Origin of the sequence: Hymenobacter actinosclerus, assembly GCF_900111515.1 — a bacterium.
Lineage (GTDB): Bacteria > Bacteroidota > Bacteroidia > Cytophagales > Hymenobacteraceae > Hymenobacter > Hymenobacter actinosclerus.
Genome location: NZ_FOHS01000001.1, coordinates 99,373 through 125,313 on the forward strand (window position 1 = coordinate 99,373; position 25,941 = coordinate 125,313).

The 25,941-nt window shown below is 66.3% G+C and carries 21 protein-coding genes and 1 pseudogene; 4 read left to right on the forward strand and 18 right to left on the reverse strand.

The features are described from left to right. Positions 1-311: 311 nt before the first annotated feature. Positions 312-2,279 (forward strand): annotated as a pseudogene (locus BMY67_RS00475) (YfbK domain-containing protein). 379 nt (positions 2,280-2,658) lie between these two features. Here BMY67_RS00475 and BMY67_RS00480 read toward each other — a convergent pair. Then, on the reverse strand, positions 2,659-3,408 hold the full coding sequence (locus BMY67_RS00480) for a porin family protein (protein WP_092767262.1): 750 nt from the start codon (positions 3,406-3,408) through the stop codon (positions 2,659-2,661). A gap of 319 nt (positions 3,409-3,727) precedes the next feature. On the opposite strand from BMY67_RS00480, the gene BMY67_RS00485 reads away from it, so the two are divergent. After that, positions 3,728-4,819 carry a chorismate mutase gene (locus BMY67_RS00485; protein WP_092767263.1) on the forward strand — a complete coding sequence of 364 codons (1,092 nt, stop codon included), beginning with the start codon at positions 3,728-3,730 and terminating at the stop codon, positions 4,817-4,819. Positions 4,820-4,866: 47 nt separating this feature from the next. Here BMY67_RS00485 and BMY67_RS00490 read toward each other — a convergent pair whose 3' ends face one another. After that, positions 4,867-6,126: a tetratricopeptide repeat protein gene (locus tag BMY67_RS00490; protein WP_092767265.1), complete on the reverse strand. Its 1,260-nt coding sequence runs from the start codon at positions 6,124-6,126 to the stop codon at positions 4,867-4,869. Positions 6,127-6,283: 157 nt separating this feature from the next. Between BMY67_RS00490 and BMY67_RS00495 the strand changes: the two genes are divergently transcribed. Then, positions 6,284-7,657 carry a lysophospholipid acyltransferase family protein gene (locus BMY67_RS00495; RefSeq protein ID WP_092767267.1) on the forward strand — a complete coding sequence of 458 codons (1,374 nt, stop codon included), beginning with the start codon at positions 6,284-6,286 and terminating at the stop codon, positions 7,655-7,657. Between the two features lie 14 nt (positions 7,658-7,671). Here the strand turns inward: BMY67_RS00495 and BMY67_RS00500 are convergent, their stop codons facing one another. The 5 genes from BMY67_RS00500 to BMY67_RS00515 all read right to left on the reverse strand — a co-directional run bounded on the left by BMY67_RS00500 (position 7,672) and on the right by BMY67_RS00515 (position 10,702). Next, a complete protein-coding gene (locus BMY67_RS00500) occupies positions 7,672-7,965 on the reverse strand; it encodes a hypothetical protein (RefSeq protein WP_092767269.1) in 294 nt (97 codons plus the stop codon). 230 nt (positions 7,966-8,195) lie between these two features. Continuing rightward, positions 8,196-8,456 (reverse strand): hypothetical protein, encoded by a 261-nt coding sequence (locus BMY67_RS00505; protein WP_092767274.1) that lies wholly within the window; start codon positions 8,454-8,456, stop codon positions 8,196-8,198. Between the two features lie 140 nt (positions 8,457-8,596). Beyond that, on the reverse strand, positions 8,597-8,737 hold the full coding sequence (locus BMY67_RS19225) for a hypothetical protein (RefSeq protein WP_177189628.1): 141 nt from the start codon (positions 8,735-8,737) through the stop codon (positions 8,597-8,599). Between the two features lie 83 nt (positions 8,738-8,820). After that, positions 8,821-10,017 (reverse strand): S1 family peptidase, encoded by a 1,197-nt coding sequence (locus tag BMY67_RS00510; protein ID WP_092767276.1) that lies wholly within the window; start codon positions 10,015-10,017, stop codon positions 8,821-8,823. Between the two features lie 103 nt (positions 10,018-10,120). Next, positions 10,121-10,702 (reverse strand): RNA polymerase sigma factor, encoded by a 582-nt coding sequence (locus BMY67_RS00515; RefSeq protein ID WP_092767278.1) that lies wholly within the window; start codon positions 10,700-10,702, stop codon positions 10,121-10,123. Between the two features lie 134 nt (positions 10,703-10,836). Between BMY67_RS00515 and BMY67_RS00520 the strand changes: the two genes are divergently transcribed. Continuing rightward, positions 10,837-11,079 (forward strand): hypothetical protein, encoded by a 243-nt coding sequence (locus BMY67_RS00520; protein ID WP_092767280.1) that lies wholly within the window; start codon positions 10,837-10,839, stop codon positions 11,077-11,079. Positions 11,080-11,253: 174 nt separating this feature from the next. On the opposite strand, the gene BMY67_RS00525 is transcribed toward BMY67_RS00520, so the two are convergent. The 11 genes from BMY67_RS00525 to BMY67_RS00575 all read right to left on the reverse strand — a co-directional run bounded on the left by BMY67_RS00525 (position 11,254) and on the right by BMY67_RS00575 (position 25,815). Beyond that, the gene (locus BMY67_RS00525; protein WP_092767282.1) at positions 11,254-13,065 is read right to left on the reverse strand and encodes a hypothetical protein; all 1,812 of its coding nucleotides are present in this window, start codon (positions 13,063-13,065) and stop codon (positions 11,254-11,256) included. 95 nt (positions 13,066-13,160) lie between these two features. Next, positions 13,161-15,470 carry a hypothetical protein gene (locus tag BMY67_RS00530; protein ID WP_092767284.1) on the reverse strand — a complete coding sequence of 770 codons (2,310 nt, stop codon included), beginning with the start codon at positions 15,468-15,470 and terminating at the stop codon, positions 13,161-13,163. Beyond that, the gene (locus tag BMY67_RS00535; RefSeq protein ID WP_092767286.1) at positions 15,467-17,053 is read right to left on the reverse strand and encodes a BatA domain-containing protein; all 1,587 of its coding nucleotides are present in this window, start codon (positions 17,051-17,053) and stop codon (positions 15,467-15,469) included. The genes BMY67_RS00530 and BMY67_RS00535 overlap by 4 nt, the downstream gene beginning before the upstream one ends. Positions 17,054-17,231: 178 nt before the next feature. Continuing rightward, on the reverse strand, positions 17,232-18,107 hold the full coding sequence (locus BMY67_RS19680) for a DUF58 domain-containing protein (RefSeq protein WP_092767288.1): 876 nt from the start codon (positions 18,105-18,107) through the stop codon (positions 17,232-17,234). A 128-nt stretch (positions 18,108-18,235) separates the two neighbouring features. After that, positions 18,236-19,213, reverse strand: coding sequence for an AAA family ATPase (locus BMY67_RS00545; protein WP_092767290.1), 978 nt, complete (start codon positions 19,211-19,213; stop codon positions 18,236-18,238). Positions 19,214-19,258: 45 nt separating this feature from the next. After that, on the reverse strand, positions 19,259-19,885 hold the full coding sequence (locus BMY67_RS00550; protein WP_092767292.1) for a DUF4159 domain-containing protein: 627 nt from the start codon (positions 19,883-19,885) through the stop codon (positions 19,259-19,261). Between the two features lie 187 nt (positions 19,886-20,072). Next, positions 20,073-20,489, reverse strand: a complete 417-nt coding sequence (locus BMY67_RS00555; protein ID WP_092767294.1) for a hypothetical protein — start codon at positions 20,487-20,489, stop codon at positions 20,073-20,075. Beyond that, the gene (locus BMY67_RS00560) at positions 20,489-21,829 is read right to left on the reverse strand and encodes a phosphatase PAP2/dual specificity phosphatase family protein (RefSeq protein ID WP_092767296.1); all 1,341 of its coding nucleotides are present in this window, start codon (positions 21,827-21,829) and stop codon (positions 20,489-20,491) included. Before BMY67_RS00560 ends, BMY67_RS00555 begins: the two co-directional genes overlap by 1 nt. 124 nt (positions 21,830-21,953) lie before the next feature. Next, positions 21,954-23,789 carry a bifunctional alpha/beta hydrolase/class I SAM-dependent methyltransferase gene (locus BMY67_RS00565; RefSeq protein ID WP_092767297.1) on the reverse strand — a complete coding sequence of 612 codons (1,836 nt, stop codon included), beginning with the start codon at positions 23,787-23,789 and terminating at the stop codon, positions 21,954-21,956. Between the two features lie 166 nt (positions 23,790-23,955). Then, entirely contained in the window at positions 23,956-24,711 is a 756-nt protein-coding gene (locus BMY67_RS00570) for a lysophospholipid acyltransferase family protein (RefSeq protein ID WP_245744817.1), read from the reverse strand. A gap of 171 nt (positions 24,712-24,882) precedes the next feature. Next, positions 24,883-25,815: a phosphatidate cytidylyltransferase gene (locus tag BMY67_RS00575; protein WP_092767299.1), complete on the reverse strand. Its 933-nt coding sequence runs from the start codon at positions 25,813-25,815 to the stop codon at positions 24,883-24,885. Between the last annotated feature and the right edge of the window lie 126 nt (positions 25,816-25,941).

Consider the following 25,941-nt stretch of genomic DNA (forward strand, 5'->3'; position numbering starts at 1 on the left):
ACCCACAGGAAGCCGATAGCTAATCTAGGTAGAGCTAGCAACTAGCTCCCCTCCTTGGAAAGGAGGGGCTGGGGGTGGTTGGCATCCGTTGAACAGCAGCTAGAAGCTAGAGCTAACCATCGTTCAGGCAGCATCAACCACCCCCAACCCCTCCTTTCCAAGGAGGGGAGCTAATTGCTTGCGCTGGTCCGCAATTTGGATTAGCTATCGGCTTTTTTTTAAGAATCTCGTGTGGAATCCTCTGCCACCTTGCATCAAAGAACCAGAACCCGGCCGGTTCCCTGTGGTTTCACCCTCTATTCTTTCTGCTGATGCACCGCTTCCTCTACCTCGCGCTGGCGGCCGGGCTCCTGCCCGCCGACCGCGCCCTGGCCCAAACGGCCGCCGCTCCTGCCGCTACCGTGGCCCCGGCCGCCTACACCGTAACCGGCCGCGTTACCGACCGCGCCACCGGCCAGGGCCTGCCCGGTGTCACGGTACTTGTCAAGGGCACTTCCGTTGGCGTCAGCACGAATTCCGATGGCACCTACCAGATTGAGGTGCCGCAATCGGCTACAGTGCTGGTATTTAGCTCGATTGGCTTTAATTCCAAAGAAGTAGCGCTGAACGGGCAGAAGGTGGTTGATGCCGCACTAGCCACTGATTCGAAAGGCCTGAGTGAAGTGGTGGTAACCGGCCGCGTTGGCCGCCGCGCCTCGCCCCGGATTCGCGGGTCGGTTTCCGCGGTGTCGAAGGGCGAAAGGGCCCGGCCTCAAGCTTCCCCCGTCGCCGATGCGGCCGGCTACAACTCGTCGGCTACCCCAATCTACATGTCCTCGCCGCCGCCCCGGCCCGAGCCCGGCGCGGGCGACACCTACGCCCGCGTGACCGAAAACGGCTTCCGTTCGGCCCGCAACGAGCCCCTGAGCACCTTTAGCATCGACGTGGACGCCGCCAGCTACAGCAACGTGCGCCGCTTTTTGCAGCAGGGCCAGCTGCCGCCGCCCGAGGCCGTGCGGGTCGAAGAGATGCTCAACTATTTCCAGTACGACTACCCCCAGCCCGCCGCCTCGGCCGCTGAGCCCTTCCGCGTGATTACCGAGCAGGCCCAGTGCCCCTGGAACCCCGCCCACCAGCTGGTGCAGGTGGCCCTCCAGGCCCGCAAAGTGGCCACCGATAAGCTCCCGCCCGCCAACCTGGTCTTTCTGGTCGATGTGTCGGGCTCGATGGAGGGCGCCGACCGGCTCGGGCTGGTGCAGCAGGGCCTGAAACTACTGACGCAGGAGCTGCGCGCGCAGGATAAAGTGTCGCTGGTGGTGTACGCCGGCGCGGCCGGCACCGTGCTGCCCCCCACCGCCGGCTCCGACAAGGCCACCATTCTGCGGGCCATTGACAACCTGAGCGCCGGCGGCAGCACGGCCGGCGGCGCGGGCCTGCGCCTGGCCTACAACGTGGCCCGCCAAAACTTCAACCCCCAGGGCAACAACCGCGTCATTCTGTGCAGCGACGGCGACTTTAACGTGGGCGAGCAGAGCGACCAGGCCATGGAACGCCTCATTGTGCAGCAGCGCGAAGCGGGGGTGTTCCTGACGGTGCTGGGCGTGGGCCGCGGCAACTACCAGGACCAGAAGATGGAGCTGCTGGCCGACAAGGGCAATGGCAACTACGCCTACCTCGACAACCTCGACGAGGCGCGTCGGGTGCTGGTTAGCCAGTTCGGCGGCACCTTGTTCACGCTCGCCCAGGATGTGAAGCTGCAAGTCGAGTTCAACCCGGCCCGGGTGCGCGAGTACCGCCTCGTGGGCTACGAAAACCGCCTGCTGGCCGCCGAAGATTTCAACAACGACCGCAAAGATGCCGGCGAGCTGGGCTCGGGCCACACCGTTACGGCCCTCTACGAAATTGTGCCCGTCGGCGCGCCGGCCACCGTCGATGCCCTTAAGTATTAGCCCGCGCCGGCCACGCGCCCGGCCCTGGCTTCGGCCGAGCTGCTGACGGTGAAGCTGCGCTACAAGGAGCCGCGCGGCACCGTAAGCCGCCTGCTGGCGCTACCGCTCACGGGCGTAGCCCGGCCCCTGGCCCAGGCCAGCGAAAACCTGCGCTTCGCCGCCGCCGTGGCCCAGTTTGGCATGCTGCTGCGCCAGAGCGAGCACCGCGGCACCGCCACCTACGACGCCACCGCCCGCCTCGCCGAGGGCGCCCGCCGCTTCGACCCCGAAGGCTACCGCGCCGAGCTGGTGCGCCTCGTGCGCCTGGCCGAAGGCCTGCAGCCAGCCCCCGTAGTGGTAGGTGCACGGTAAAACCGAAAAGCGCCGCCGGCTTTCATCCCGCACATGGCGAAGGTTGAAGGCCGGCGGCGCCGATAGTCAAAATAAATGCTGCTTCGGGCCGTTAGCGTGCAACCTAACGAGGCCGGCCGGGGCTCCTGCTTTCAGCAGCCTGGCCCGTTATCAGCCCTCAGCGGCCGGCTCAAACCCTATTTCCGAAGGTGGTCCGCCTCACTCACGGGCGGCGGACGCAGCGGGTTGCAGCTCCTGCGCCATTCACGCCGCCGGGCCGCCTTCGGTTTATTATTTAGTGAGGCCGTAACGCGAACTTTGTAGTTCGCGGGTTGAACGATGGATTAGTTGCCGTTCAACCCGCGAACTACAAAGTTCGCGTTACGGCCCTACTGCCGCGCTAGAACGAGTAGTTGAGCGAGGCTTTGATGACGCGGTTGTAGGCGTCGAAGTTGTTGTTTTTGTCGAGCGAGGACAGGCCGTAGTCGTAGCCGGCGCTTACGCCGAAACCACTCTGCGTCTGGTAGCCCAGGCCGCCTACTACGGCGAAATCTACGGTCCGGAGCTGGTCTTTCACGTCGAAATCGTTGTTGTAGGCCGAGAAACCGAAGGCGCTGGCCTTCACGCGGGCCTTGCCCGAGAGCATTACCGACGCCTGCGGGCCGGCATACACGTAGAGGCCGTCGGTAATGTAGGCCTTGGCCAGCACCGGAATATCGAGGTACGCCAGGCGGGCGGTGCCCTCAAGCTTGGCGTTGATGAACTTGAACTGCTCGAACGGAATCGTACCGTTCAGCTTGGTGCCCTTCTCCGAATAGCCCAAACCGGGCTCGATGGCGAAGCGTGAACCCAGCGGAATGGTAGCGTAGAGGCCGGCATAGAAGCCCGGTTTCATCTCCTTGGTAAGCGCCCCGCTGGCCAGGTCCGTCAGGTCGGTAAAGCTCTTAACGGCGTCGCCCGAGAGGTCGGCCACGTTCAGGCCGGCCCGTACGCCGAACTTTATGCCCTCAGTAGCCGACGACGACGACGACGAATAGGTTGGCGCGGGGCGTGCCGGGGCGCGGCGGGTCTGGGCTTCGGAAGCCGTGGCAAAACCGGAAACGAGCAGGGCAGCGGCGGCAAGGCGCCCGAGGAGTTGGTTGGTACGCATAATCTGGAAAGGTTTCGGAAGGAAGTTGGGCCCGGCGCAAAGCAGAACGGTGGCCGGTATAAGGGCCGCTTGGCAAAACCGTGCCAGTTTGTGCCCGAAGCCCGCCTTGCTGAAATCCGGCTGGGCCAGTACCCCGCCAACCTTTTGATTGTGAGCGCCCCGACCGGCCCGGGCAACCACCACCGCCCCGGCGCGGCAGCCCGGGCCGGCCGGGGCGGTTTTGTCAGGGGCCGAAACCAGGGGCCGGGCTGGCTGTTTTACCCGGCGGCGCCTTTGGTGCGCTATCTTGCCCCCCGCTATTTACCTGCCCCGTTCTGCAATGCCCTACGCCTCCACTGCCGCCCAGCTAGCCGTTACCAGCCACTTCCCCGGCAAAAAGCCCCTCCTTATTTCCGGGCCCTGCTCGGCCGAAACCGAGGAGCAGCTGCTGGCTACCTGCACCCAGCTGGCCGCTACCGGCCGGGTCGATATGCTGCGGGCCGGCATCTGGAAGCCGCGCACCAAGCCGGGCATGTTCGAGGGCATTGGCAAGCCCGGGCTGCCCTGGCTGCAGAAAGCCCGCGAGCTGACGGGCCTGCCCACCACCGTGGAAGTGGCCACGCCCCAGCACGTGGAGGATGCGCTGGCCTACGATGTAGACGTGCTCTGGATTGGCGCCCGCACCACGGTAAACCCGTTTTCGGTGCAGGCGCTGGCCGATGCGCTGCGTGGCGTGAAGGTGCCGGTGTTCATCAAAAACCCGGTGCACCCCGACCTGGAGCTGTGGCTGGGCGCAGTTGAGCGCCTGGCCCAGGCCGGCGTGGCCGACATCGGCCTAATTCATCGGGGCTTCGCCAGCTATGGCAACACCGAGTACCGCAACGCGCCCATGTGGCACCTGCCCATCGAGATGAAGCGCCGCCTGCCCGAGCTGCCGCTCATCTGCGACCCCAGCCACATCTGCGGTAACCGCACCGGCCTGGCCGCCGTGGCCCAGCAGTCCATCGACCTCGACTTCGACGGCCTGATGCTCGAATCGCACATCGACCCCGACAATGCCTGGTCCGACGCCAAGCAGCAGGTGACGCCCCAGCGGCTGGCCGAGCTGCTCGACTCGCTGACCTGGCGCCAGCATACGTCGACCGAGCAGGAATTCCTCGACAAGCTGGCCCAGCTGCGCACCCAAATCGACCAGCTCGACGACGAGATTCTGCACCTGCTGGGCCGCCGCATGCAGGTGTCGGAAAGCATCGGCCGCTACAAAAAGGAAAACAACATCACCATTCTGCAGGCCCGGCGCTGGAACGAAATCATGGAGCGCGGCCTGCGCAAAGGCGACCAGCTGGGCCTCACCGACAGCTTCATCCGCCACTACTTCGACGCCGTGCACCTCGAATCCATCAACCGCCAAAACAGCGTAATGAATACGTAAGCTGGTGAAATGGTGGGGGTGAATCTGCCGTTCAGCAGGCCTGAGCGCTACTTCTTTACGGCCCCTTTTACCGGCTGGGCAGGCTTCTTTTTTGGCTGATTGGACTGCTTGCCGGAAGTGGTCGTGGTCCCCGATTCAGGCTTCTCGACTTTGGCAGCTGAGGTGGGTTCGCCGGATGTTTTTGCGTCTGCTTTAGACGTTTTGGGCTTGCCGGCCGCGGCAGCTTTCTTCGGGCCTTCACCTTTCCCGGGCTTGCCTTTAGCCGGCTCGCCCTTCGAAGGCTGGGACTTGCCGGGGGCCGCTGGCTGCGGTTCGACCGGTGGCGCTTCCTGCTGCGCGGCCTCGTCTTCCACCTCATCCGGCTCGATAGGCGGCGCCGGAACGGCCTCGGCAGGTGGGGCGGCCCGGGTGGTATCGGCGGCGGCCGGGGCGGCCGGAAGGGGCGCTTCGGCCGGGGCTGCGGACTTGGTCTGCCGGATTCGCTCCTCAATTTCCTTCAGCAGGAAGCCGGCGTCGTCCTTGCGATGAGCATCGGGAAAATACTGCTGGGCGAGCCGGGCCTGGTCGCGGGCCTTCTCCAATTCCCGTAGTTCCAGCAGCACAAAGGCCATGTTCAGGTGCACAATGGGGTTGTGCGGGCGCAGCGCCAACGACCGCTCGAAAGGCGCCAGACTGGCCTGAAACCGCCCCAGCCGCTGGTAGGCGTAGCCCAGGGCAAAGTAGGAGAGGTAATCGCCCTGGCCGTGGGCGTGGGCCTCCTGGTACTCGGTAATGGTGCGCAGAAACACCTCATCTTCGCCGAGGCCGTCCTCGGCGCAGTCGCACTGCTGCACGGTGTAGTAGTAGTCGCCGAGGGCCCGGGCGAGGCGGTAGTTATCGGGGTAGCGGCGTTGGAGCCGTTCGAGCACCTGCCGCACCGCAAACCGGTAGCGCAGGCTGTCGTGGCCCAGCTGGCGCAGGCTGTCGGGAGCCAGGTCGAGCAGTTTCAGGTCGCGGAAAGCGAAGCGCCGAAGCTGCTCGGTGTTGGTGTAATAGCGCAGGGCTAAGTCAGCCTTCTCGATGACCACATTCGGGTCGGTGTTGCGCGGGTCGAGCCGGGCCAGCAGCCGCCAGGCGCTGTCGTAGCGGCGCTCCAGCACCAGCTGCCGGGCCTGCCGCAGCATGGCCGCCGGGATAGGAGCGCGGCCGGCTGGCGCGTCGGCCCCGAGCGTATCGGGCGGGGCAGTCTGGGCCTGGGCCGCCGCTGGGCGCAGCAGGCCGCCGGCGCACAGCAGCAGGAGCAGAGAAAGCAGCAGCGAACGGTTCATGAACCGTAAAGATGCGCGACCCTGCGCAAACTACCGTCCGCGGCTTCCGAAAAGTCGGAATCCGGCGCATTGTGGTTTGGTCGCCGCTGCTGCCAGTGCCAACTAGGCCCCGGAACCGGCCAGTAGTTTCCGCCGAAAATCTGCTTTTCTTGTAGCTATGCTTTTCTACACCGTCATGAAGCCCCTGGTACAGGTGGCGCTGCGCGTTTTCTTCCGCCGCCTCGAAGTGCGCCACCGCGAGCGGCTGCACGGGGCCGGCCCGCTGCTCATCGCCAGCAACCACCCCAACACGCTCATGGACCCGCTGGTGGCGGCCGTCAACCGGCGCCAGCCCATTGCGTTTCTGGCCAAAAGCACGTTTTTCCAGAATCCGATTCTGCGGGCCATTATGGAGTCGGGCAACTCCATCCCCATCTACCGCCGCCAGGACCTCGAAACCGGCGCCGAAACCCTCAGCCCGGCCCAGCTTGAAGCCCAGAACGAAAAGGCGTTCGGGCGGTGCTACGATTACTTCGACCGGGGCGGCACCATCATGATCTTCCCCGAGGGTACCAGCGTATCGGAGCGGCGGCTGCGGCCGCTGAAAACCGGGGCGGCCCGCATTGCGCTCGGGGCCGAAGCCCGCCGCGACTTCCAGCTGGGGCTGCGCATTCTGCCCTTCGGCATCAACTACTTCGACCCCCAGCGCTTCCGCTCCGACGTGTTCATCAACCCGGCCGAGCCCATCCGGGTGGCCGATTACGCCGAGCAGTACCGCCAGAACCCGGAAGCCGCCGCCGAGGCCCTCACCGAAGAAATCCGCACCCGCCTGGAGCACCGCCTGATTATTACGGTGTCGGATGAGGAAGATGAGCTGATAACCCAGGTCGAGCGCACCTTCGGCCAGCACCTGATTCAGGACGATGAGGAAACCCTCTACGACAACTTTTTGCTCAGCCGCACGCTGCTAAAGGCCAGCCGCTATTTCGCGCAGCACGAACCGGCCCGCCTGGCCGAGCTACGCCAGCGCCTGCACGCCTACCTGCAGCAACTCGACGATATGCACCTCACCGACGACGCTCTGGCAGCCCGCGGCCCCGCCAGCACCCGCACCCGCCGGGCTTTGGTGGCCTCGGCCCGCCTGCTGCTGGGTTTGCCGGTGTATCTGTACGGCTTGGTCAATAATTATCTGCCCTACATTATTCCGTCGTGGGTGGCACGCCGGGCCACCAGCGAGGCCGAGTTCGTGGCCCCCATCATGCTCACGGTGGGCATGCTTACGTTCACCGGCTTCTACCTGGGCCAGACGGCGCTGGTCCACCACTTCACCCAGGACTGGCGCTGGACGCTGCTGTATCAGCTGAGCTTGCCGCTGTCGGGGTTTTATGCGCTGGGCTACGCCGGCACGCTGCACGAGCGGCTGCTGCGGCTGCGGGCCCTGCGGCTGTTTGGCAGCCAGCGCCCCGCTATGGAGGGCCTGCTGCGCCAGCGCGCCACGCTGCTGCGGCTATTGCGCGAGGCCCGCGAAACCTACCTGGAGCGCGGCGGCTGAGCTGCCGCCCGGCGCTACAGCAAGCCTGCGCCGGTTTTCTTGGCGGGTTCCTCCCGCAACAGCTCGTTGTGCAGCATGGCCTCGGCGTAAGGCGTGAGCTTCTTCTTCCTTAGCGCGCGCCGCTGCTGCCAGGTTGGTTTGCTGTTGGCCTTTGTCCCCAGCGATGCGGTCTGGGCGTTGCCGGCCGACCGGCCCGCAGCGGGTTTAGGGCCGCTTTCGGTAGCTGGACGGGTGGCCTGTTGCGCGCGGGCGGGGGTTGCCAGCGCGGCCGTTCCGGCCAGCAGCAGCAGCGATACAAATAGTTTCATGGCAGAGAAGGCGTAATAAACGGACGGGCTGTCGGTACCAGAGGAAGGGTCCGGCAGCTTGCGCAGCTGGTGCCTTCTATATCAGAAGCAATTTTTTATGTTGCCAGTGCAATTATAAGGATAAATTATTATTGGTAAAACTACATTGCGAAATGAACCTGAAAAAGCCCCTTCCCATTGGAAAGAGGCTTGATTTCTAAGCCGGGCCGAGGCCCATGAGAGGAGTGCGACTATTCGTTGTCGTTGTCCTGCATGGCTTCGGCCGTTTTCGATACGGCAATAACTGCCACGCTGGCCAGCACGGCAATGCCTACAATAATCTGGACGGGAGTGAAGCGCTGGGAGATTTTGCGCAACAGCGAGCTGCTGTGCTTTACCATGTCTTCGAAGTGCTCCTGCTCGCCCCGGAACACGTGGTAACCGCTTTGCAGGGCGTTGATGATGTCTTCGGGTAGAATTTTTTCTACTTCGGTGGAGAGTTGGTCGCTCATAGGAAAATGGTAGAATCAGCTGGAAAGAAAGTCGAAGGCTGCCCGGGCGGGCCGCCTTCGGATCTGTACGCACATCGGCCGATTTTGATACCTGCTGACGCAAAGAATCCACTACCGACGAGCTTACGCAGGTGGCACGGCTACTCCACGGCCAGCAGCAGACTGCTGCTGCGCCGGCCCCCGCGCACCTGGCAATAGTAGTCCCCGGCCGCCAGCCCGCTTAAATCGAGCGGCAACTGGCGCGGGCCGGCCGCCACGGTGCGGTCGAGGGCGGGGCGCACTTCGCGGCATCTGCAGTTAAGTGCACAAAAAAGCCCTACTGCCGGAGCAGTAGGGCGAAATCATTCGGAGAGTTATTAAACCCTTATTCGTACACTTTTACTACGAACACATAATCCTGCAGTTTGCGGATTTGCTGAGGGCGGGTGGTTCCGCCGAGCTGGTTGTAGCGCGGCAGGTTGTAAGGCCGGCCCGCGCCGGCGGCGCTCAGCGAATCGACCAGCCGCATCAGGTACGACGATTTGGTGGCGAAGGCGGCGCTCTGCACGTCCATCTGCCGGCCGCTCACCACGCCAATCAGGTTGCCGCGGTCATCAAGCAACGGGCCGCCCGAGTTGCCGGGGTTCACCGGAATGCTCACCTGGTAGAAGCCCGTGTCGCCTTCAAAACCCGAGCGGGCGCTCAGCGAGCCATCGTTGAATACGAGGTCTTCGCGGGGGTAACCGAGGGTGTACACCTTCTCGCCTAAATCCGACTGGCCCCGCTTGAAAGCGTAAGGCAGGCGGCCAAAACCGGTGAAGTCCTTGTCGGTGATTTGCAGAATAGCCAGGTCGTGGGCCACATCGGTAAACACCGGCTCGGCACGGAAACGCTGGCGGGCGCGGTTCTCAATCAGCAGCGAATCGGCCCCCTGGATAACGTGGTAGCTGGTTACGAGGTAACCATCGGAGGTCAGGGCGAAGCCCGTACCGCTGAACTTGCCGGGGTTGACGCGCTCAGTTGGCGCGGCCGCATCAATCTGGGTAATCGCGCGGTTCATGCTGCGCTGGTCGCGCTTGATGCGCTCCACTTCGCGGCGCAGCATGGTGTAGCCGTAGCGCGAAGAGGTGCTTTGCTGCGACGTGCGGTACATTTCCAGGCCCAGCAGGGTGGTGAACACGGCCAGCACGGCCACAGCGGCGGCCACCATCATGGTAGCGCGGTGGCCCTGCCAGAAGGCGCGCAGCTTCTGCTCGGTGCGCGAAATGCGCAGCATGGGCCGCGGGGCCTGGCCGGTGGCAAACTGCTCGCCCCGCTCGTCCTGCTCGGCCACTTTGGCCAAGTCAAGCCGCGGCGTGTGCTCGGCCACCATATCGGCATGGATGGCCGAGAGGCGCCGGCGCAGTGCCTGGCGCCGCCCGTAGGCCGTAAGCGTGCCGGTCAGCTCCTCGAACTCCTGCAGGCGCTGGGCCAGCGCGGGGTCGGCCGCGAGGCGGTGCTCCAGGGCCGTCCGTTCCGCATCGCCCAGCCCGCCGGCGCGGTAGGCTTCGAATAAGGCGTAGTAGTCGGCTTCGGTTTTCATTTTATAGTGCTTAGTTGTCAGGGCTTCGTGGCTCGTTGCTAGTGCTTAGGCTGTTCATTAAACTGTCAGAACGGCCTAAGCTGTAGCAACCAGATACTAAGCCCTAATTCGATTCCTGGTACTGATTGAAAAAGAGCTTTTTCAGGCGGACCAGGCACTTGTATTTCTGGTTTTTGGCGTTGTCGGCGTTGGTGTAGCCGAAATCGTCGGTGAGCTGCTGCATCGACTTATCGAGCAGGTAAAATCCTTCGAGCAGCGAACGGCAGGGTTCCCCCACCAGGTCGAGCGCCTGGGCCATGGTGCCCAGCTGCCGTTCCTTTTCCTCGGCCTGCTCCAGGTCGGCCTCGGCGCCGGTTTCGAGGAAGGGCTCGTGGTCGTCGAGGCGGCCGCTGAAGCGGGTTTTCTCGGCGAGCCGCTTGAGCCACAGGCGGCGGCATACGGCGTAGAGGTAGGTTTTGATCTGGCAGCTGAGCTCCAGGGAGCCTTCGCGAACCTTCTCGTAAAATACCATCACGCCCTCCTGGTACACATCCTTGGCTTCGTCGTCGGTGCCGCTGTTTTGCAGCACGTAGTTCGAAATCATGGGGAAGTGCAGCCGGTAGAGCTGCGCCAGCGCCCGGTCGTCGTCGCGGCGGATGGCCGCCACGAACTCCTCATCGGTGTAGGAAGGTTGTCCCTTACCCATTCGCTTTCTTGCTTAATACGTGGAGAGGGGTTGGGTAACCCGCCAAAAATTTATTTTTCGGCGGTGGGTTACCATTGGTGGTTTTACGGATGAACCACGTTTTTCGGACCATCCATTTCCAACCAACCCCCAACATGAAAAATTTCCTGAAAGCTTCGGCCCTGGTAGCCGTTTTCGCCGCCACCCTCACTTCGTGCGAGCAGAAGGCTGCTGAAACCACCACCGCCACCGAAACCACCACCATGGACGCCACCACGACTCCCATGGATACGACGGTAACGACGACCGAAGTTGCTCCGGTAACCACCGAAACTGCTCCCGCTACCACCACGGAGGCTACCTCGACTACCACTACCACCACCCAGGAGGTGAAGTAGTACGTGCCGGCCGGCCTCGCCGGTTTGCCACAGCAGCCCGGGTTCCGCAACAGCGGGGCCCGGGCTGTTTTTTTGGCCGAAGCGGCCCGTAAGATAAGGCCCAACCAGCCGAACTGCCTCAGCCGCGCTACCGGCTTCTGACTGTCAGGCGCATAGCGGACTGATGGTCTGGCGCTACAGCTTTTCTTCGAGCCACAGCAGCCCCGCGCCCACCAGAAACAGGGCGTAGCCCCACCAGCGGGGCCAGGTTTCGTGCCCGGCAGTGGTGGGCGGCGCATCGGCTGCGGCCGCCGCGGCAACTCCTGGTGTGGTCGTGGCAGCCTGGGCCGCGGCCAGCTGCCAGCGCGGCTGTTCGGGCCCTCGCCATTGGCCTGGGGCATACACGTAGAACCAGTGCCGGGCCGCGCCTACCCGGGCCTCGTGCCAGCCGGCCGTGGCGGGCCAGTAGGTGGCGCTGCTCCATTCGGGCACCCGGGCATCGGGCCGGCGGGCAGCGGCCACGGTTGCGCCGTTGGGGCCGGCAAGGGTGAGCGGGCCGGCCGTGGCGCCCGCAATGCGCAGCTCCAGCGGGGTGTTGGGGCGGGGCCAGTGGCTGAGCAGCGCGATGCTGAGCGCGGCGGGCCGGGGTGGGCGGGCGGCCCCGAGCAGGCAACTCCAGTAGGCCCCATACACGGCCGGCTGCCCACGCAACTGCCACGGAAACGTTTCGGTAATGGTGCTGACTACCACCGCGCCCAGCCCCAGCCGCCGCGCCGCCGCCACGAGTTGCCCACCGGAGCCACTGCTGATGAGCGGGCGCAGGTTGGTAGCGGGGCGCAGGGTGGCCGGTACCAGGGCCGTGGCTCCGGCCGGGGCCGCCGGCCAGCGCAAGGGCTGGGCCGTAGCCGCGGCGGCGGCCGGGCGGGCCTGTAGCCCAAAGGCCGCGCCGCCGGGCAGCTGCCGGGGTAGCGTGGGCGCGTCGGCCAGCAGCAGCAGGCCGGCGGTGCCGTTGGCCACGGCCGTGCGCAAAGCCGCCGTTTCGGACCCGCCGAGGCTGGCCAGCGTGGCGGCATCGGTTATCACCACATCGAAGCGGGCGAGCAGGGCGGGGCTGAGGCTGCCGAGGGCCGGCGGGTTGGGCAGGTTGAGAAATTCGGTCTGGGTAAGGCCCCGGCTCAGGCCGGTGCGCAGGGCCACGGCGTACTGGCGGCCGGCCAGGTAATCTTTCAGAAACCGCAGCTCGAACGAAGGCGTGGCGGCCAGCAGCAACACCCGGAGCGGTTCGGGCGCCTGCACCTCTATCGGCACCGGCTCGCGCACCAGCGCCCGGCCGCTGCTGCGGGCTTCCAGCGCATATACTGCCCGGCCCGCGGCCCGCGGCGTAAAACTCAGCCGAAATGCCCCCGTGCCGCCCGGCAGCCGCGCGGAGTCGCGCACGGTGCCGGCGGCCCGCAGCCGCAGCCATACCGGCCCGGCCTGGGCCGCCGCGAACGAGCCGCTTACCACCCATGCTTCGCCCAGCGTGGGCCGGGCGTCCCAGGTTGCCTGCCGGAAGCCAGCGGCCGGCGCATCGGCGTGGGGGTGCAGCTCCAGACCTGCCAGCGCGGGTACATCGGCGGCGGGCAGGCCCCGGCCCAGCACGTGCAGGCGGCGCAGGCCCGGCAGCTTGGCCCGAATGGCGCTGGCGTTGCGGAAAACGGGCGTATCGGCGGAGAGGGCGGCGGTAGTTTCGGTTGGGGCAAAGCGCCACACCGGCGTGCCCGTCCCCAGGCTGGAGAGCAGCGCGGCCAGCGTATCGGACGAGTAGCCGGGCGTGAGCAGCACGGCCGTGGCGGCTCCCGGGGCAGCCGCCGGCCGGCTGCGGCTGGGCGGCAGAGCGGCCAGGGCCAGTCCGGCCGCGGCCAGCAGCCCGGCCGCCACGCGCAGCCCCCGCCGCCGCGTATCGGACCGGCGCAGGGCCAGCACCGTGAGCAGCACGGCTAGCAGCAGGGGGAGCAGGTAGAGCATTTTTTAGTGCCTGGAGCTTAGTTAGTGGTGCTTAGAACCCAATGGTTACTGCTTGAAATCGGGCGCTTTATTATGGTTTTGCCTGTCACTTTCAATCAGTTCAGCAGATCGAAATAGCGGCGGGTGAGCTGGGTTTTGGGAGCAGAACGGGCAGTGGGAGCGGGCGGAGGAACGGGCAGCAAGTCGGTGAGGGCGCGCTCCAGCGGCGCCAGGCCTGGCTGGGCAACCGGCTGGCCGGCCCGGAGGCTGGCGGTGGTTTCGCGCAGGTGGCGCAGGGCCGCCAGGTAGCGACCGGGCGTTTGCAAAGCGGCGCGCGCCAGCTCGGGGCCCACCTGCTCGAGGGCGGCAGCCGCGCCGGCGGGCGGCGGCCCGGAGCCCCGCAGCTGCCGCACCACCGCCAGGGCGGCCCGTAACGTGGGCTGGGCCGGCGGCGCCTCTAATTGGCGCTGGCGGCGCGGGGCGCTGGCGCCGGCCAGGTCGCCGGTGAGGCGGGTGGTGGCCTCGGGCATGGGCGGGGGCGTGAAGCCGGCCTTTTTTACGTAGGCCCGCGTCTGCTGCTGCACCTGCTTGAGCAGCCGCAGGGCGCGGTACTCGAAGGGCAGCGCCTCGCGCAGCTGCCCGGTGCGCAGCCGCAGCTCCGACTCCCACATCTGGGCCAGCACGGCTTGCAGCTTGGCCTTCACGGCGGGCTCCAGAAAATCGGCCGTTTCCGAATCGTCGTGGCGGTGCATGTAGGGCTCCATCAGCTCGGCCGTGCGGGCCTCGGCGGCCGACTGTCCGGCCGGGGCGGGCAGGCCGTGGCTGTGGTCGTGGCCGTCGCCTTCGTGGTGCTCCTCGGCGGCGGGGGCGGCGGGTTCGGGCGTGGTGTGGTCTTCGGCTACCACCGAACCCAGGCCGGGCGGGTCGGCGGGGCGGCTGGCCTGGTCGGCCTCATCGGGCCGCGTGGCGCCGCCAATCTGCTCGTCGGTTTCCTCGCCCAAAAACTTGCCGTAGCGCATGCGCAGCAGCTTCTGGTCGACGCCGATGCTGTTGGCGCGCTCCTGCACGGTGGCGGCGGGCAGCCCGCGCTGCTCGGCCAGCAGCTTCTCGGTGTCGATGATAATCTGGCGCTGGCTGCGGAAGTAGGCCGGGGCCGTATTCACGCCCAGCGAGGCATCGAGGCCACTGCTTTGCACCGTGGTGTCTTCCCACTGCACCAGGTAGGTATCGGAGCGCGTGAGCTGCTGGCGGTTGTCCCAGGCTTGCAGGTAGAAGTAGACCTCGTCGCCGTAGCTCAGGCCCAGGGCCCGCAGGTTGAGCACCGGGCGCAGCGTGGCGGCGGTGGGCTGGCCGCCCAGCCCGGCGCTCAGCTCGGTTACCACCTCGGTAAACTTCACGGCCTCGCCCTGGCCCTGGGCCACGGTGGCCACCAGCCGGGCCCGGCTCAGGCCGTAGTCGTCCCTGAGCTGGGCCTCGATGGCCACCCGCGGCGGCTGGCCAAACTCCACCAGCGTGTAGGCTTTGGGGTGAATCAGGCGGATAACCGGGGCCTGGTCGGGTACTACTTCAATGGAGTAGTCATCGGAAACCTGCCCGCCCAGCCGCAGCCGGTAGAGGGCCGAAGCCGTCAGGAGCTCCTCCCGCTCGAAAGCCAGCGAATCGCCCGGCACCGGCCGCAACGGCAGCTTGCGGGCGCCCAGCTCCAGCACTGGTAGGGTTTTCGAGGGCTGGCTCAGGCGCACCTGCCAGCGCACCTGGCTGCCGGCCGGGCAGCGGAACGAGCCCGACTCCGGCGCAAAAGCAGCCTGGCGGGTGTAGGCCGGCGGCTGCACCCGCAACCGGGTTTCGATAATGCGCGGGGCCGCGGCCGGTTGGGCCGGCGTTTCCTGAAAGCGGAGGGCGACGGGTGCGCCGCCCGCTGGTGCTGGCGTAGTGGCGGAACCAGGGCGTTGCCACCAAACCAGGGCCGCCAGCAGCAGCAAAGCCGCCGCCCCAACCAGGGCGGGCCGGAAATTTACGGGCAGCAGTGGCCCGGCCGCCGCCAGGCTAGGCAGCCGCTGTTGCAGGCGCTGCTGTTGCAGGCGCTCCAGCAGGTTCAGCTCCGACGCGGGACGCAGCAAAAGGGCAGCGCTGTCCTCCAGCGGAGGATGCTGCCGGTTGAGGCGGCGGGCCGTGGCGGCGGGCGACTCGTGCCAGATGCGCCAGCCCGCCCAACCTGCCAGCAGCAGCAGGGCCAGCGCTACCCCCGCCATGAAATAGCCGGCGCCCGGCCAGGCCAGGGCCACCGTCAGGAGCAAGCCGGCCGCGGCCAGCCCGGGCAGCAGCAAGGTCAGCGTGCGGCGGCGGGCCCGGCTCTGGCCAGCGGCCCGCACCAGCCCGGCCGGGGCGGCAGTTTCGGTAGTAACGGCGGCAGCTGCGGGGCTCATGCGGACTGGCGTTGGGCAGTGGACGGTTCAGAAGAAGGCACCGCAGCCGGCGCGGCGCGGTTGCGGCGGGCGGCCAGCAGCCGTTCCAGCCCAAACAGCAGCCCCGCCGCCAGCACCAGCCAGGGCGCCAGCGGCCGGCGTGGCGCGGTTGGTTCCAGGCCTTTGGCCTCGGTGGCTACCGGCCCACGCAGCTGGCTCATAGGTAGCTGACGGGAATCGGGCTGGAAGGCGGTGGGAGCGGGGGGCAGCAACAGGGACAGCAGCAGCGCGGGCAGCTCGGGACTGTCGGCCAGGGTGCTCCAGGCGGCATCGAGGCGGGTGTGCAGGCGGTAGCGGCCGGATGGCTGCCAGCTTAGCAGCGGCCGGCCCGCCGCGGTGGTCCACACCGGCACGGCGCCCGGTTGGGCAGCCGTATCGAGACGGGAAATGGCGCTGATTTCGAGGCTGGCGGCGGGCTGAAATTCGGTGGCGAAAGGCTTCGTGGCCGAGGCCGCTTCCTGCCAGACGCGCACCGATGCGTCGGTGGCCCAGCGGGCGGGTAGCGGGGCGTCGCGCAGCCAGAACAGCCAGTCGAGTGAGTCAGTGGGTACGGCTTCCGAAGTGGAAACCACCAGCCGGGGCGGCAGTGGCAGGGTGGGGGCTACGGCCCGCAGGGCGGCGCTCAGCACCCGGGCCGAGGCGGCGTGGGCGGCATCGTGGCTCATGTGCCAGCGCGGCGCCCGGCGCAGCAGCGGCAGGGTGCGGCGGCGGCCGTTTTCGGTTACCAGCAGCTCGGTCTGGCTGGCCAGCCTGATTTCCGCCCCGCCCCAACGGCCACCCAGCAGCTGCCCCTGGGCCGGCCGCCGTACGCGCACTTTCTGGTAAGCCACTGCTGACTCCGAACCGGCTGCCATCAGGATAGCCAGGCTATCGGGGTGCGTAACCCAGGCCGCCACGGGCCAGCGGCTCGAATCGGGCGGGGGCAGCGGCAGCCAGCGCACGGTGGCGGGCAGGGCCGGGCGGGTGCCCTGAAACGAGGCCACGCTCAGCGGCGCGACTACCACCAGCGGCCGGCCGGGCAACGAATCGGCGGCCAGCTGCACGGTGTTCCAGAGGTTGGGCGCGGCCGCAAAAACGGTATCGACCAGAAGCTGCCTCGGAGCCCGCTCCGTGGTGTCGCCGAGGCCCAGCGCCGCCCAGGGCCGGGGCGTACTGACGGGCCGGGTGTCGGCGAGTTGGCGCAGTTCGTAGCCGCGTAGCCGCAGCGAATCCAGCATCGGCCGGAGTGGACCGAGGGCTGCGGCCGTTATGCCGGGGGCCAGCAGCACCTGCCCGCGGGCAGGCGGCACGGGCAGTAGTTGCAGGGGCTCGGCCACGGCCAGCGCCAGCAAGCCCAGCACGGCGGCCCGCAGCAGAAACAGCAGCAGCTGCTCGGGCCTGATGTTGCGCAGGCGCTGGTTGGCGGCCGCTTCCAGCCACCGCACGCTGCCCACCCGCACCACCCGGCCCGGCCGGCGGTTCCAGAGGTAAATGGCCAGCGGCACGGCCAGCCCCAGCAGGGCCAGCCAGCCAGCGGCGGCGTGGGTGAAAAGGATTGGCGGCAAGGATTTAAGCTACAAGTTGCAAGCCGCAAGCTACAAGCTCCGGGAAACGAAGCAACTGCCTACGACGGTAGAAATTCAATAACGGAAAAAATGCGAGGGTACAGACGCGAATCAGGGCCGCTAGTTGCGGCGGCTCGTACCGCTCCGTCGCGCAACAGAGTTGACTAGTACAATGGCCTTACGCCCCGCGGGCCCGCCGGCGCAGAAACTCGCGCAGTGCATCGGTAAACGGGTCGGCGGTATTTAGCAGCTGGTAGTCGAAGCCCAGGGTGCGGGCGCGGCGGGCGGTGGCCTGCAACCAGGGTTGCAGCTGCTGCTGCCAGGCGCGGCGCTGCTGGCCGGCATCGAGCTGGAGCTGCTGGCCGGTTTCGAGGTCCTCAAACGTCACGGCCCCGCGAAACGTGAATTCCAGCTCGTTGCGGGCCATCAGGTGCAGCACCAGCACCTCGCCCGCGGCGGCGCGCAGCCGCGTCAGCAGCCGCTCAACTTCGCCGTTTTCCTCGTACCAGTCGGTTACGCAAATGGTGAGGGCGGGCTGGCGGCGGGCGGTGAGGGGCGCGAGCGTGGCGGTGTCGGGGAATTGGCCGGTGGCGTCGGTGGTTGCGAGGGCGTGGTAGAGGCGGGGCAGCTGGCGGGCGTCGGCGCGGGGCGGCAGGTGGCGCAGGCCGCCGGGATGCAGCACCGTCAGGGCCACAGCGTCGCCCTGCTGGGTGGCTACGTAGGCCAGCGCGGCGCACAGCAGGCGCCCGTATTCAAGCTTGCTTAGGCCATTGTCGTCGCGGTGGTTCATGCTGGCCGTGGCGTCGAGCACCAGATGCACCGTCAGGCTGGTATCCACTTCCGATTCGCGCAGGTAGTAACGGTCGGAGCGGGCCGCGAGGCGCCAGTCGAGGCGGCGCAAATCGTCGCCGGGCTGGTAGGGGCGGTACTGGCTGAACTCCATGCCCGCGCCCTTGCGCCGGCTCAGGTGGGCGCCGTGCAGCAGGCCCTCGGCGGCCATGCGGGCGGCCAGCGGCAGGTTGTGCAGGGCGTGCAGGTGTTCGGGCGTCAGCATAAAAGTTTCACGCAGTGTCTCGGGGTGGACAACGCAGTGTCTCGGGGTGGACAACGCAGTGTCTCGGGGTGGCCGTTGAACGACACTGCGAGACACCGCGTCATCCACCCCGAGACACTGCGTGAAATTTATATAGATACGTCGCGTAACAGCGCCGCTACCGCATCATCCGTGGTCAAACCTTCCGCTTCAGCATTAAAATTGAGCAGGATGCGGTGGCGCAGCACGGCCGGCGCCAGCGCCCGCACATCCTCCTGCGTAGCGGCGAAGCGGCCCTGCAACAGGGCGCGGGCCTTGGCGCACAACACCAGGGCCTGGCCGGCGCGCGGACCGGCGCCCCAGCGGCCGTAATCCTGGATAAACTTGACCTGCGAGGTGGCCGGCCGGGTGGCCCGCACCAGCCGGTTCACCTGCTGTACCAGCTCCTCACTGATGCTCACCTGCCGGGTCAGTAGTTGCAGCTGGCGCACATCGTCGCCGCTGAGGATGGGCTGCACTTCGGGGCGGGCGGTGCCGGTGGTGCCCGTCAGTACGGCCAGCTCCTCGGCTTCGGTGGGGTAGCCGATGCGCACGTAGAGCAGGAACCGGTCGAGCTGAGCCTCGGGCAGCGGGTAGGTGCCGCTCTGCTCGATGGGGTTCTGGGTGGCCAGCAGAAAGAACGGCTGGGGCAGCGCGTGCTCCTGGCCGGCGTAGGTGACGTGGCCTTCCTGCATGGCTTCGAGCAGCGCGGCCTGGGTTTTGGGCGGCGTGCGGTTGATTTCGTCGGCCAAAACCAGGCTGGCGAAAATGGGGCCGGGGTTGAACTTGAACGAGCGGTGGCCGGTGCCGTGGTCTTCCTCCAGAATCTCGGTGCCCAGAATGTCGGTGGGCATGAGGTCGGGCGTGAACTGGATGCGGCGGAAGGGCAAATCGGTGGCCTGGGCCAGCGTGCGCACGAGCAGGGTTTTAGCCAGCCCCGGCACGCCCTCCAGCAGCGCGTGGCCGCCGGCCAGCAGGGCCACCAGCACTTCTTCCAGCACCGGCTGCTGGCCCACAATCACCTTCCCGATTTCAGCTTTCAGCAGCGGAATTTTAGCCAGCAGGCGCGTTACGTCTTGTTCGGTCATGGTAAGAAACTAGGAAGGGCTTAGGGGTGAAGCAGGGCGGCGGCGTCAGGCCGTGAGGGCGTAGAGGATGATGTTGACGCCGAATTTGGTGTTGTCTACGGCCAGAAAGCGCTTGTTGCGGAAGTCGTAGTCCCACTCGCAGCCGTAGTCTTTGTTGGAGTAGAGCACCCGTAGGCGGCCATCTATTTCGATGCCTTTGAGGTAGTCGTGCACCAGGTCGTCGCCCCAGCCGTTGAGCTCGAAGCCGGTGTTGGGCGGGCCCTCCGGAAACTGAAAAAACTGCGAGTAAATCGGGTGCGACTTCGGCAGCTTCTTCAGCGCCCCGGCCCCGAAGCACACCCGCATCTGCTCCTCGAACGAGCGCGCAAACAGCCCGTCGATATCGTGGTTGCAGTCGTCGACGAACACGAAGCCGCCGCCGCGCACGTACTGCTCGAAATTCTTCTTTTCGGCGGCCGAAAACTGCACCAGCCGGTGGCCCGAGAGGTAGCAGAACGGGTAGCGAAACAGCTCTTCCGAATCGAGGGCCACCACTTTCTCCTTGGGCGCCACCGGCACCTTGGTGTACTGCACCAGCGAGTGCAGCAGGTTGGCCGGCATGCGCTCATCCACCGCGTCCCAGTCGCCCGACTGGTACTTGAGGCGCACGAAGGTGAAGGCGGCAGCGGGCATAGTTGGTTTTGTGGGCTAATAGCTTTCAGCTCTCAGCCGTTAGCTTTTGTCCTGGTTTCTATCTGAGCCGGGAAAAATAGCCGGGTGGTGGAGGCGGACGTGGTTTAGCAAAGCAATAATACGGAGCACAGGTCAAGGAAACGCGGCCGGCCCCGGAGTTGCATCAGCGGCGGGCTTTTCTGCTGGTTTAGCGGCCCCAGATCAGCAGCGCCCCCACGGCCAGCAGCTGCGCCGCCACCACCAGCGCCTGCCGCCGTACCAGCTGCCGGGCCCCGCGCCAACGGCTGGCGGGCGTGCGGGCCGGCGAGACGGCCCGGCCCAGAAACCCGGCCAGCGCCGCATCGAAACCGGGAGCGGCTTCGGGTTGCTTGTGTAGCAGGGCGAAGAACTCGGCATCGAGGGCCACGCGCCAGGCATAGTACTTGGCCAGCGCGGCCAGCAGCAGGGCCACTACCAGCCCAAAGGCCGCGCCCGGTGCCAGCGGCAGCAGTGCCCGCCCCAGCGTGGCCAGCAGCAATACCGATGAGGCCCGGTCGAGCACTCGGCCGGCCCGCAAAAAGCCCTGGGTTACGCGGTAAAGCATAGCGTCTTCGGGGGCGGACATCAGCTTAGGGCAGGTTGAGGTTCGGCTGCCAAGGTAGCCTGATAGTCGGTCAGCACCGCCAGATGCCGCTTGGTAAGGTGGACCTGGGGCCGGGCGGCCTGTAGTTGCGCCACGGCCTCGGCCGGGGTGGCGGCGCGGCCGGTGGCCAGCAGCCAGGCTGCCACTACCAGGGCGCTCCGCGAGTAGCCCAGGGCGCAATGCACCAGCACCGGCCGGTGCGGCCACAGCCTATGCAGGGCCGCTACGGCTTGCTGCAATTCTTCTAAAGAAGGCAGCACCAAATCCAGCAGCGGTACGCTGTGGTGGGAACGGGCGCGGGCCGCGGGGCTCAGGTTGAACTCGGCCGTGAGGTCGAGCACCGCGCCGTAGTTGGGTTCGGGCCAGTCGGTGCGGCCGGGGGCGCGGCCCAGCCAGAGGCCGGGCAGCACCTCGGCGGCAGGAGCCTGCCGGCGGGTGAACAGGCGCGAGGAAACCCAGGCTCCCAGCCGGTAGGGGGCCAGCAGCAACCCGGCGGCGAAGCTCAGGCGGCCGTCGTGCTTCTGAAACACTGAGGTGCCCAACCCGGCGTAGGCCAGGCTCACGAGCAGCAGCGCTCCGGCCGGCCACAACAGCAGCCAGCCCCAGCCGCCCAGGGCAGTAGCCGCCGCCAGTAACAAGGCCGCGCCCAGCCCATAACCCGCCGCTAGCTTGCGGCGCCAGGGCCGGTCGGCGGGGGCGTGCACCGGCCGCCAGGCCCGGGGGGCATCCGGGAACAGATAGAGGCACACCACGCCCACCGCCGCGCCGGCTACGCCATCAATGAAATGGTGCTGGTAGGTGGTAAAAACCGACAGTGCAATCAACCCGAACCACACCGCCAGCAGCCCCCGTAACAGCCCGCGCGTATGGCGCCAGTACACCAGCCCCACCAGCAGCGCCAGGCTCACGTGCAGCGAGGGCGCCTGGTTGTAGGGCTTGTCGAATCCGGCCAGCACCTCGAACAGCCAGCCGTTGAACCCCGCCACGGCCGGCCGCACAAGGCTGAACTGTAGCGGAAACAGCAGAAACCCCAGCACCGACAAGGCACTGGCGCTCAGCAGCCGCTTGGCGTGGGTGTCCAGCTCGGCGCGGGTGGCGCACAGGAAAAGCGAGCCGGCATAGAAGGCATCGAGCGACATGTAGGGAGCTATGGTCCAGGCCCAGAACGGAATGTGGTGTTCCCAACTGAACACCAGCGAACCAACGTGGCCCAACTGGCCCGTCCACCAATTGGCCAAGCCGTAAGAGACGAAGAAGAACGGCCCCAGCAGCAGCAGCCACCCCAGCGCCCGCAGCCAAGGACGGTTTTGGAAGAAGTGCATAGACAGTTTTGCGTTGGTTCCCGCAGAGGAGCGCAGCGGGTTTCGCAGAGGAGCGCAGTGAATTTCCTCCGCATACCTCTGCGAAGCCCGCTGCGCTCCTCTGCGGAAAAGATATTGGGGCCTACTACTCTATCGAAACCGCGGCTTCCGCCGCCTCAATGAGCACCGCCGCCGCGCTGCCCGTGCGCCGGGCGATGGACACCGTGAAGATGCCCCACTGGTCGGTGAGCTGGTCGAGCTTCTCGAAGCCGGCCTGGGCTACCAGCTCGTCCATTTCGGCCTGCACGCGGCGGCGCATCACCCAGGCCCCGTTGTCGCGGTGGCTGGTGAGCGAGCGGGCAATCATTTCCAGCTGGGGGTGCCAGGGCTGGTTGGTGTAGAGCAGGTAACCGCCCGGCTCCACAGCTTCGGCTAGTCCGGCAAGTGAGTTGGACACCAGCGCGTTATCAGCAAATAGCTCGTAGAGGCCCGATACGATGGCCAGCGTGGGCCGGGGCTCTAAAGCCGCCAAATCAGCCGCGTCGAAGGCGTCGCCCTGCTGAAACTGGGCGATGCTGGCCAGGCCCTGCTCGGCAATCAGGCGGCGGCCGTCGGCCACGTTGGCGGGGCTGTAGTCGCGCAGCAGGATGTGCTCGACCTGGCCGGGGTGCCGGGCGGCGGCGGCCAGGGCGTAGCGGCCGTGGCCGGCGGCAATATCGAGCAGGCGCACGGGCTGGCCGGCAGCTTGCAGCAGCCCGATTGCCCGACCAATCAACTGTTCCAGGTGCGCCCGGCGGATGCGGATGCCGCGCCAGCCGATACTGTCGAGAAACACGCCGTCCACGATGCGGCCAATGGGCGTGAGGCCCTGGCGGCGGTTCTGGTACACGTAATCGAGGGTGCTGCCCGAATCGAAGCCGGTGGCCAGGCCGTTTTTAATTCCCTTGGAGAACCGGCCGCCCACCTTAATCCAGAACCGACCCAGGGCCCAGTACAGCCGGGCCAGGGCCGAGCTGGCGGGCTGGGTCAGCTGGTCGAACTCGATTTTGGTGAAGCCCTGGCGGTGAGCATCGAGCAGGGCCAGGGGCCGGGCGGGGGCTTCGGCGAAAACCCGCTCGATAAACTTACGGGCCAGCGCGATGGGCTTGGCGCGGTCCAGCTCGCCTAGCGTGTCGTGGCGGAAGCCGGAAAAGCGGTGAATTTCCTTGATGGGGCTGCTCAGATTGCCAAAAAAGCGGTCTTGGGGCTCCTCGTACACCACCTGGTCGTCGCCCGAAATCAGGATTTGGGCGGGTACGTGAATGGCGGCGGCATCGGCCACCACGCGCTGCCCAGCGTCGGCCACATCGAGCAGAATGTTGGCCGCGATGGGGCGGGTAATCAACGAATCGGCCGCGTAGGTGGCCAGGCGGGCGGGGTCCTGGGTGAGCTGGGTGGGCTTCACGTACGACTTCACGAAGTAGTTGCCGCGCACCACGTACAGCAGCCGAAGCCCCGCCAGGGCCCCCGGCACTAGCAGGTTGATTTTGAACGCCGGGGCCGCCAGCACCATGCCGCGCAGCCGGGGCGCGTAGTCGTGCACCCAGGTGACCAGCGTCACGGCCCCGAAGCTCTGGCCCACGGCTACGATGTTCTCTATTGCAATGCCGTGGGTCTGGCCGATGTGGCGCATAAACTCATCCACGTCCTTCACCAGCACGCCGTAGTTTTCGGCCGCCCCCCGCTCACCATCTGACCGGCCCAATCCGCGGGCATCCCAGGCAAAGAAATCGAAGCCCGGCAGGTTGAACTCGTCGGCCAAATGGGCCATGCGCCCCCCGTGCTCGTGGCCCCGGTGAAACAGCACCACGGCCCGGCGGGGCTCTTTGGATGCTTCGGCAACTTCGGTGGCCGGCCAGTGCCGGTAAAACAGCTCGGCGTTATCAAACGAAGAAAAACGGCGCTCCTCGCAGGGGCGGGCGGTGGCGTAAGTGGGTTGCATGGCTGTTAGGGTGATGAGGTGATGGGGTGATAGGGTGAGGAGGTGAGGAAGGAAAGAACGTGTCATGCTGAGCGGAGCGGAGCGGAGTCGAAGCATCTCTACCGCAGTGGTAATACTGTCGCCTGCAACGAAGCAGCAGAGATACTTCGACTCCGCTCCGCTACGCTCAGCATGACTCGTTCTTTGCCAGCTCGTTCTCCGCTGGTTCGTTCTTTGCCGGCTCGTTCAAACCTTCTTCAACCAGGCAATCGTCCTGCTCTGGCGGTGGCGCTACCTTGCCGCGCAGGTGCTCAAAGTGCCCGCGCAGCGACGCCATAAAAGTGTACTTGTCGGGCAGCAGCGGGATGGGGTGGCCCACGGCTACTTTCACCTGGAAGGGCACGGGCACCGTCTGGCCGCGGGGTAGCGCCCGGCCCAGCCCGTGCATGAATACCGGCACGATGGGCACCTCGGGGAAGCGCTGGGCCAGGTGCCAGATGCCGGGCTTGAGCTCGGCCAGCTGCTCGGGCTGGCCGCGGGTGCCTTCGGGGAAGATGAGCAGGATTTGACCGGCTTCCAGGGCCCGGTAGCATTCTTCGAGCGGGTCGGCTTCGCCCTGCTGGGCCCCGCCGCGCACAATCGGCAGGATGCCCACGAAGTTGCGGGCCAGCCACTCAAACCACTTCACCTTGCAGAAGTAGTCGGCGGCGGCGGCCGGCCGCACCCGCGGCACGCTCAGGAAGGGAAACAATGCGAGCAAGACCATGAAATCGAGGTGGCTGTTGTGGTTGGCTACCACAATGGCCGGCCCCTGGGCGGGCAGCCGCTCCCGGTGCCGCACCCGCAACCCCAGCCCCAGCAGCACCAATGGGTAGGCCACGAACAGCATAAACAGCCACCGCAACACCGCCTGACCAGCTTTGAGGAAGGGATTGGTGGGCATTTGGTTGAGGAACGAGGAGTTAGGATTGGGATACCATCTGTCATTCTGAGCAGCGCGAAGAATCTCGCGTGCAATGGTAACATTACTAAATGGTTACCTTAATATCAGAATATACTTTGGCACGCGAGATTCTTCGCGCTGCTCAGAATGACAGACGGTTTTCTAGCTTCTTTAATAATAGAAGTAATAAATGAAGTGGAAGAACAGCGGCGCGGTGTAGGTAAGGGAATCCAGCCGGTCGAGGGCGCCGCCGTGGCCGGGCAGCAGGCGACCGGAGTCTTTCACGCCGATGTCGCGCTTGATGGCGGAGATAACCACGTCGCCGGTGAAGCCGCAGAGGCTGATGAGCAGGCCCGCCAGCACCGCATCGAGGGGGCTGAACGGCGTGAGCCAGGGCGCCAGCAGCCAGGCCAGCAGCGTGGTCGTGAGCACGCCGCCCAGCAGGCCTTCGAGGGTTTTATGGGGGCTTATGCGGGGCGCGATGGCGCGGCGACCAAGCAGCTTGCCCCACAGGAATTGCGCCACGTCGTTGAGCTGGGTGAGCACGAGCAGGTAGAACACCAGCATCTCGCCGCGCACCGGGCCGTGGGTTCCGGCGTGTTCGGGCAGGGCCAGCAAATAGGCCAGGTGGCTGATGCTGAACACGGTGGTCATCAGGCCCCAGTGCAGGGTGCCGGCGGCCCGCAGAAATCCCCGGGTTTCGCCGGCCACCACCATGCGCAAAGGCAGCAGCAGAAACACGTACACCGGAATAAAGATGATGAACATGCCGTACCAGGCCATGTGCACCCACAGATACTGCACCGGAATGGCCAGGTAAGCCAGCAGCAGCGTGGGGTTGTCGGCGGGCCGGGTGGGTACCAGCGACACGAATTCCTTGAAGCCCAGATAGCTCACGAAAGCCGTCAGGCCCAGCGCCACCAGCGGGTCGAAGCTCAGGGCCAGAAACAGCAGCCCCGCCAGCCACCACCAGGTCTGAATGCGCAGCCGCACCGACGTATAGCTACGCGCCGGATACCGCCGAATCAGCAGCGCCGTAACGGCCGAGGCCACCACCAGCAGCGCCAGAATTCCCCCGAAAGCATACGCCAGAACGCCGTGCATATTTGTGGTGATGAGGTAAGGGAGTGAGAAGTGAGAAGCGAGAGGAACGTCATTCAGAGCGAAACGAAGAATCTCGCTAGGAGCCGACAGTGTGTCGTTTCGATGTCAGCACGCGAGATTCTTCGC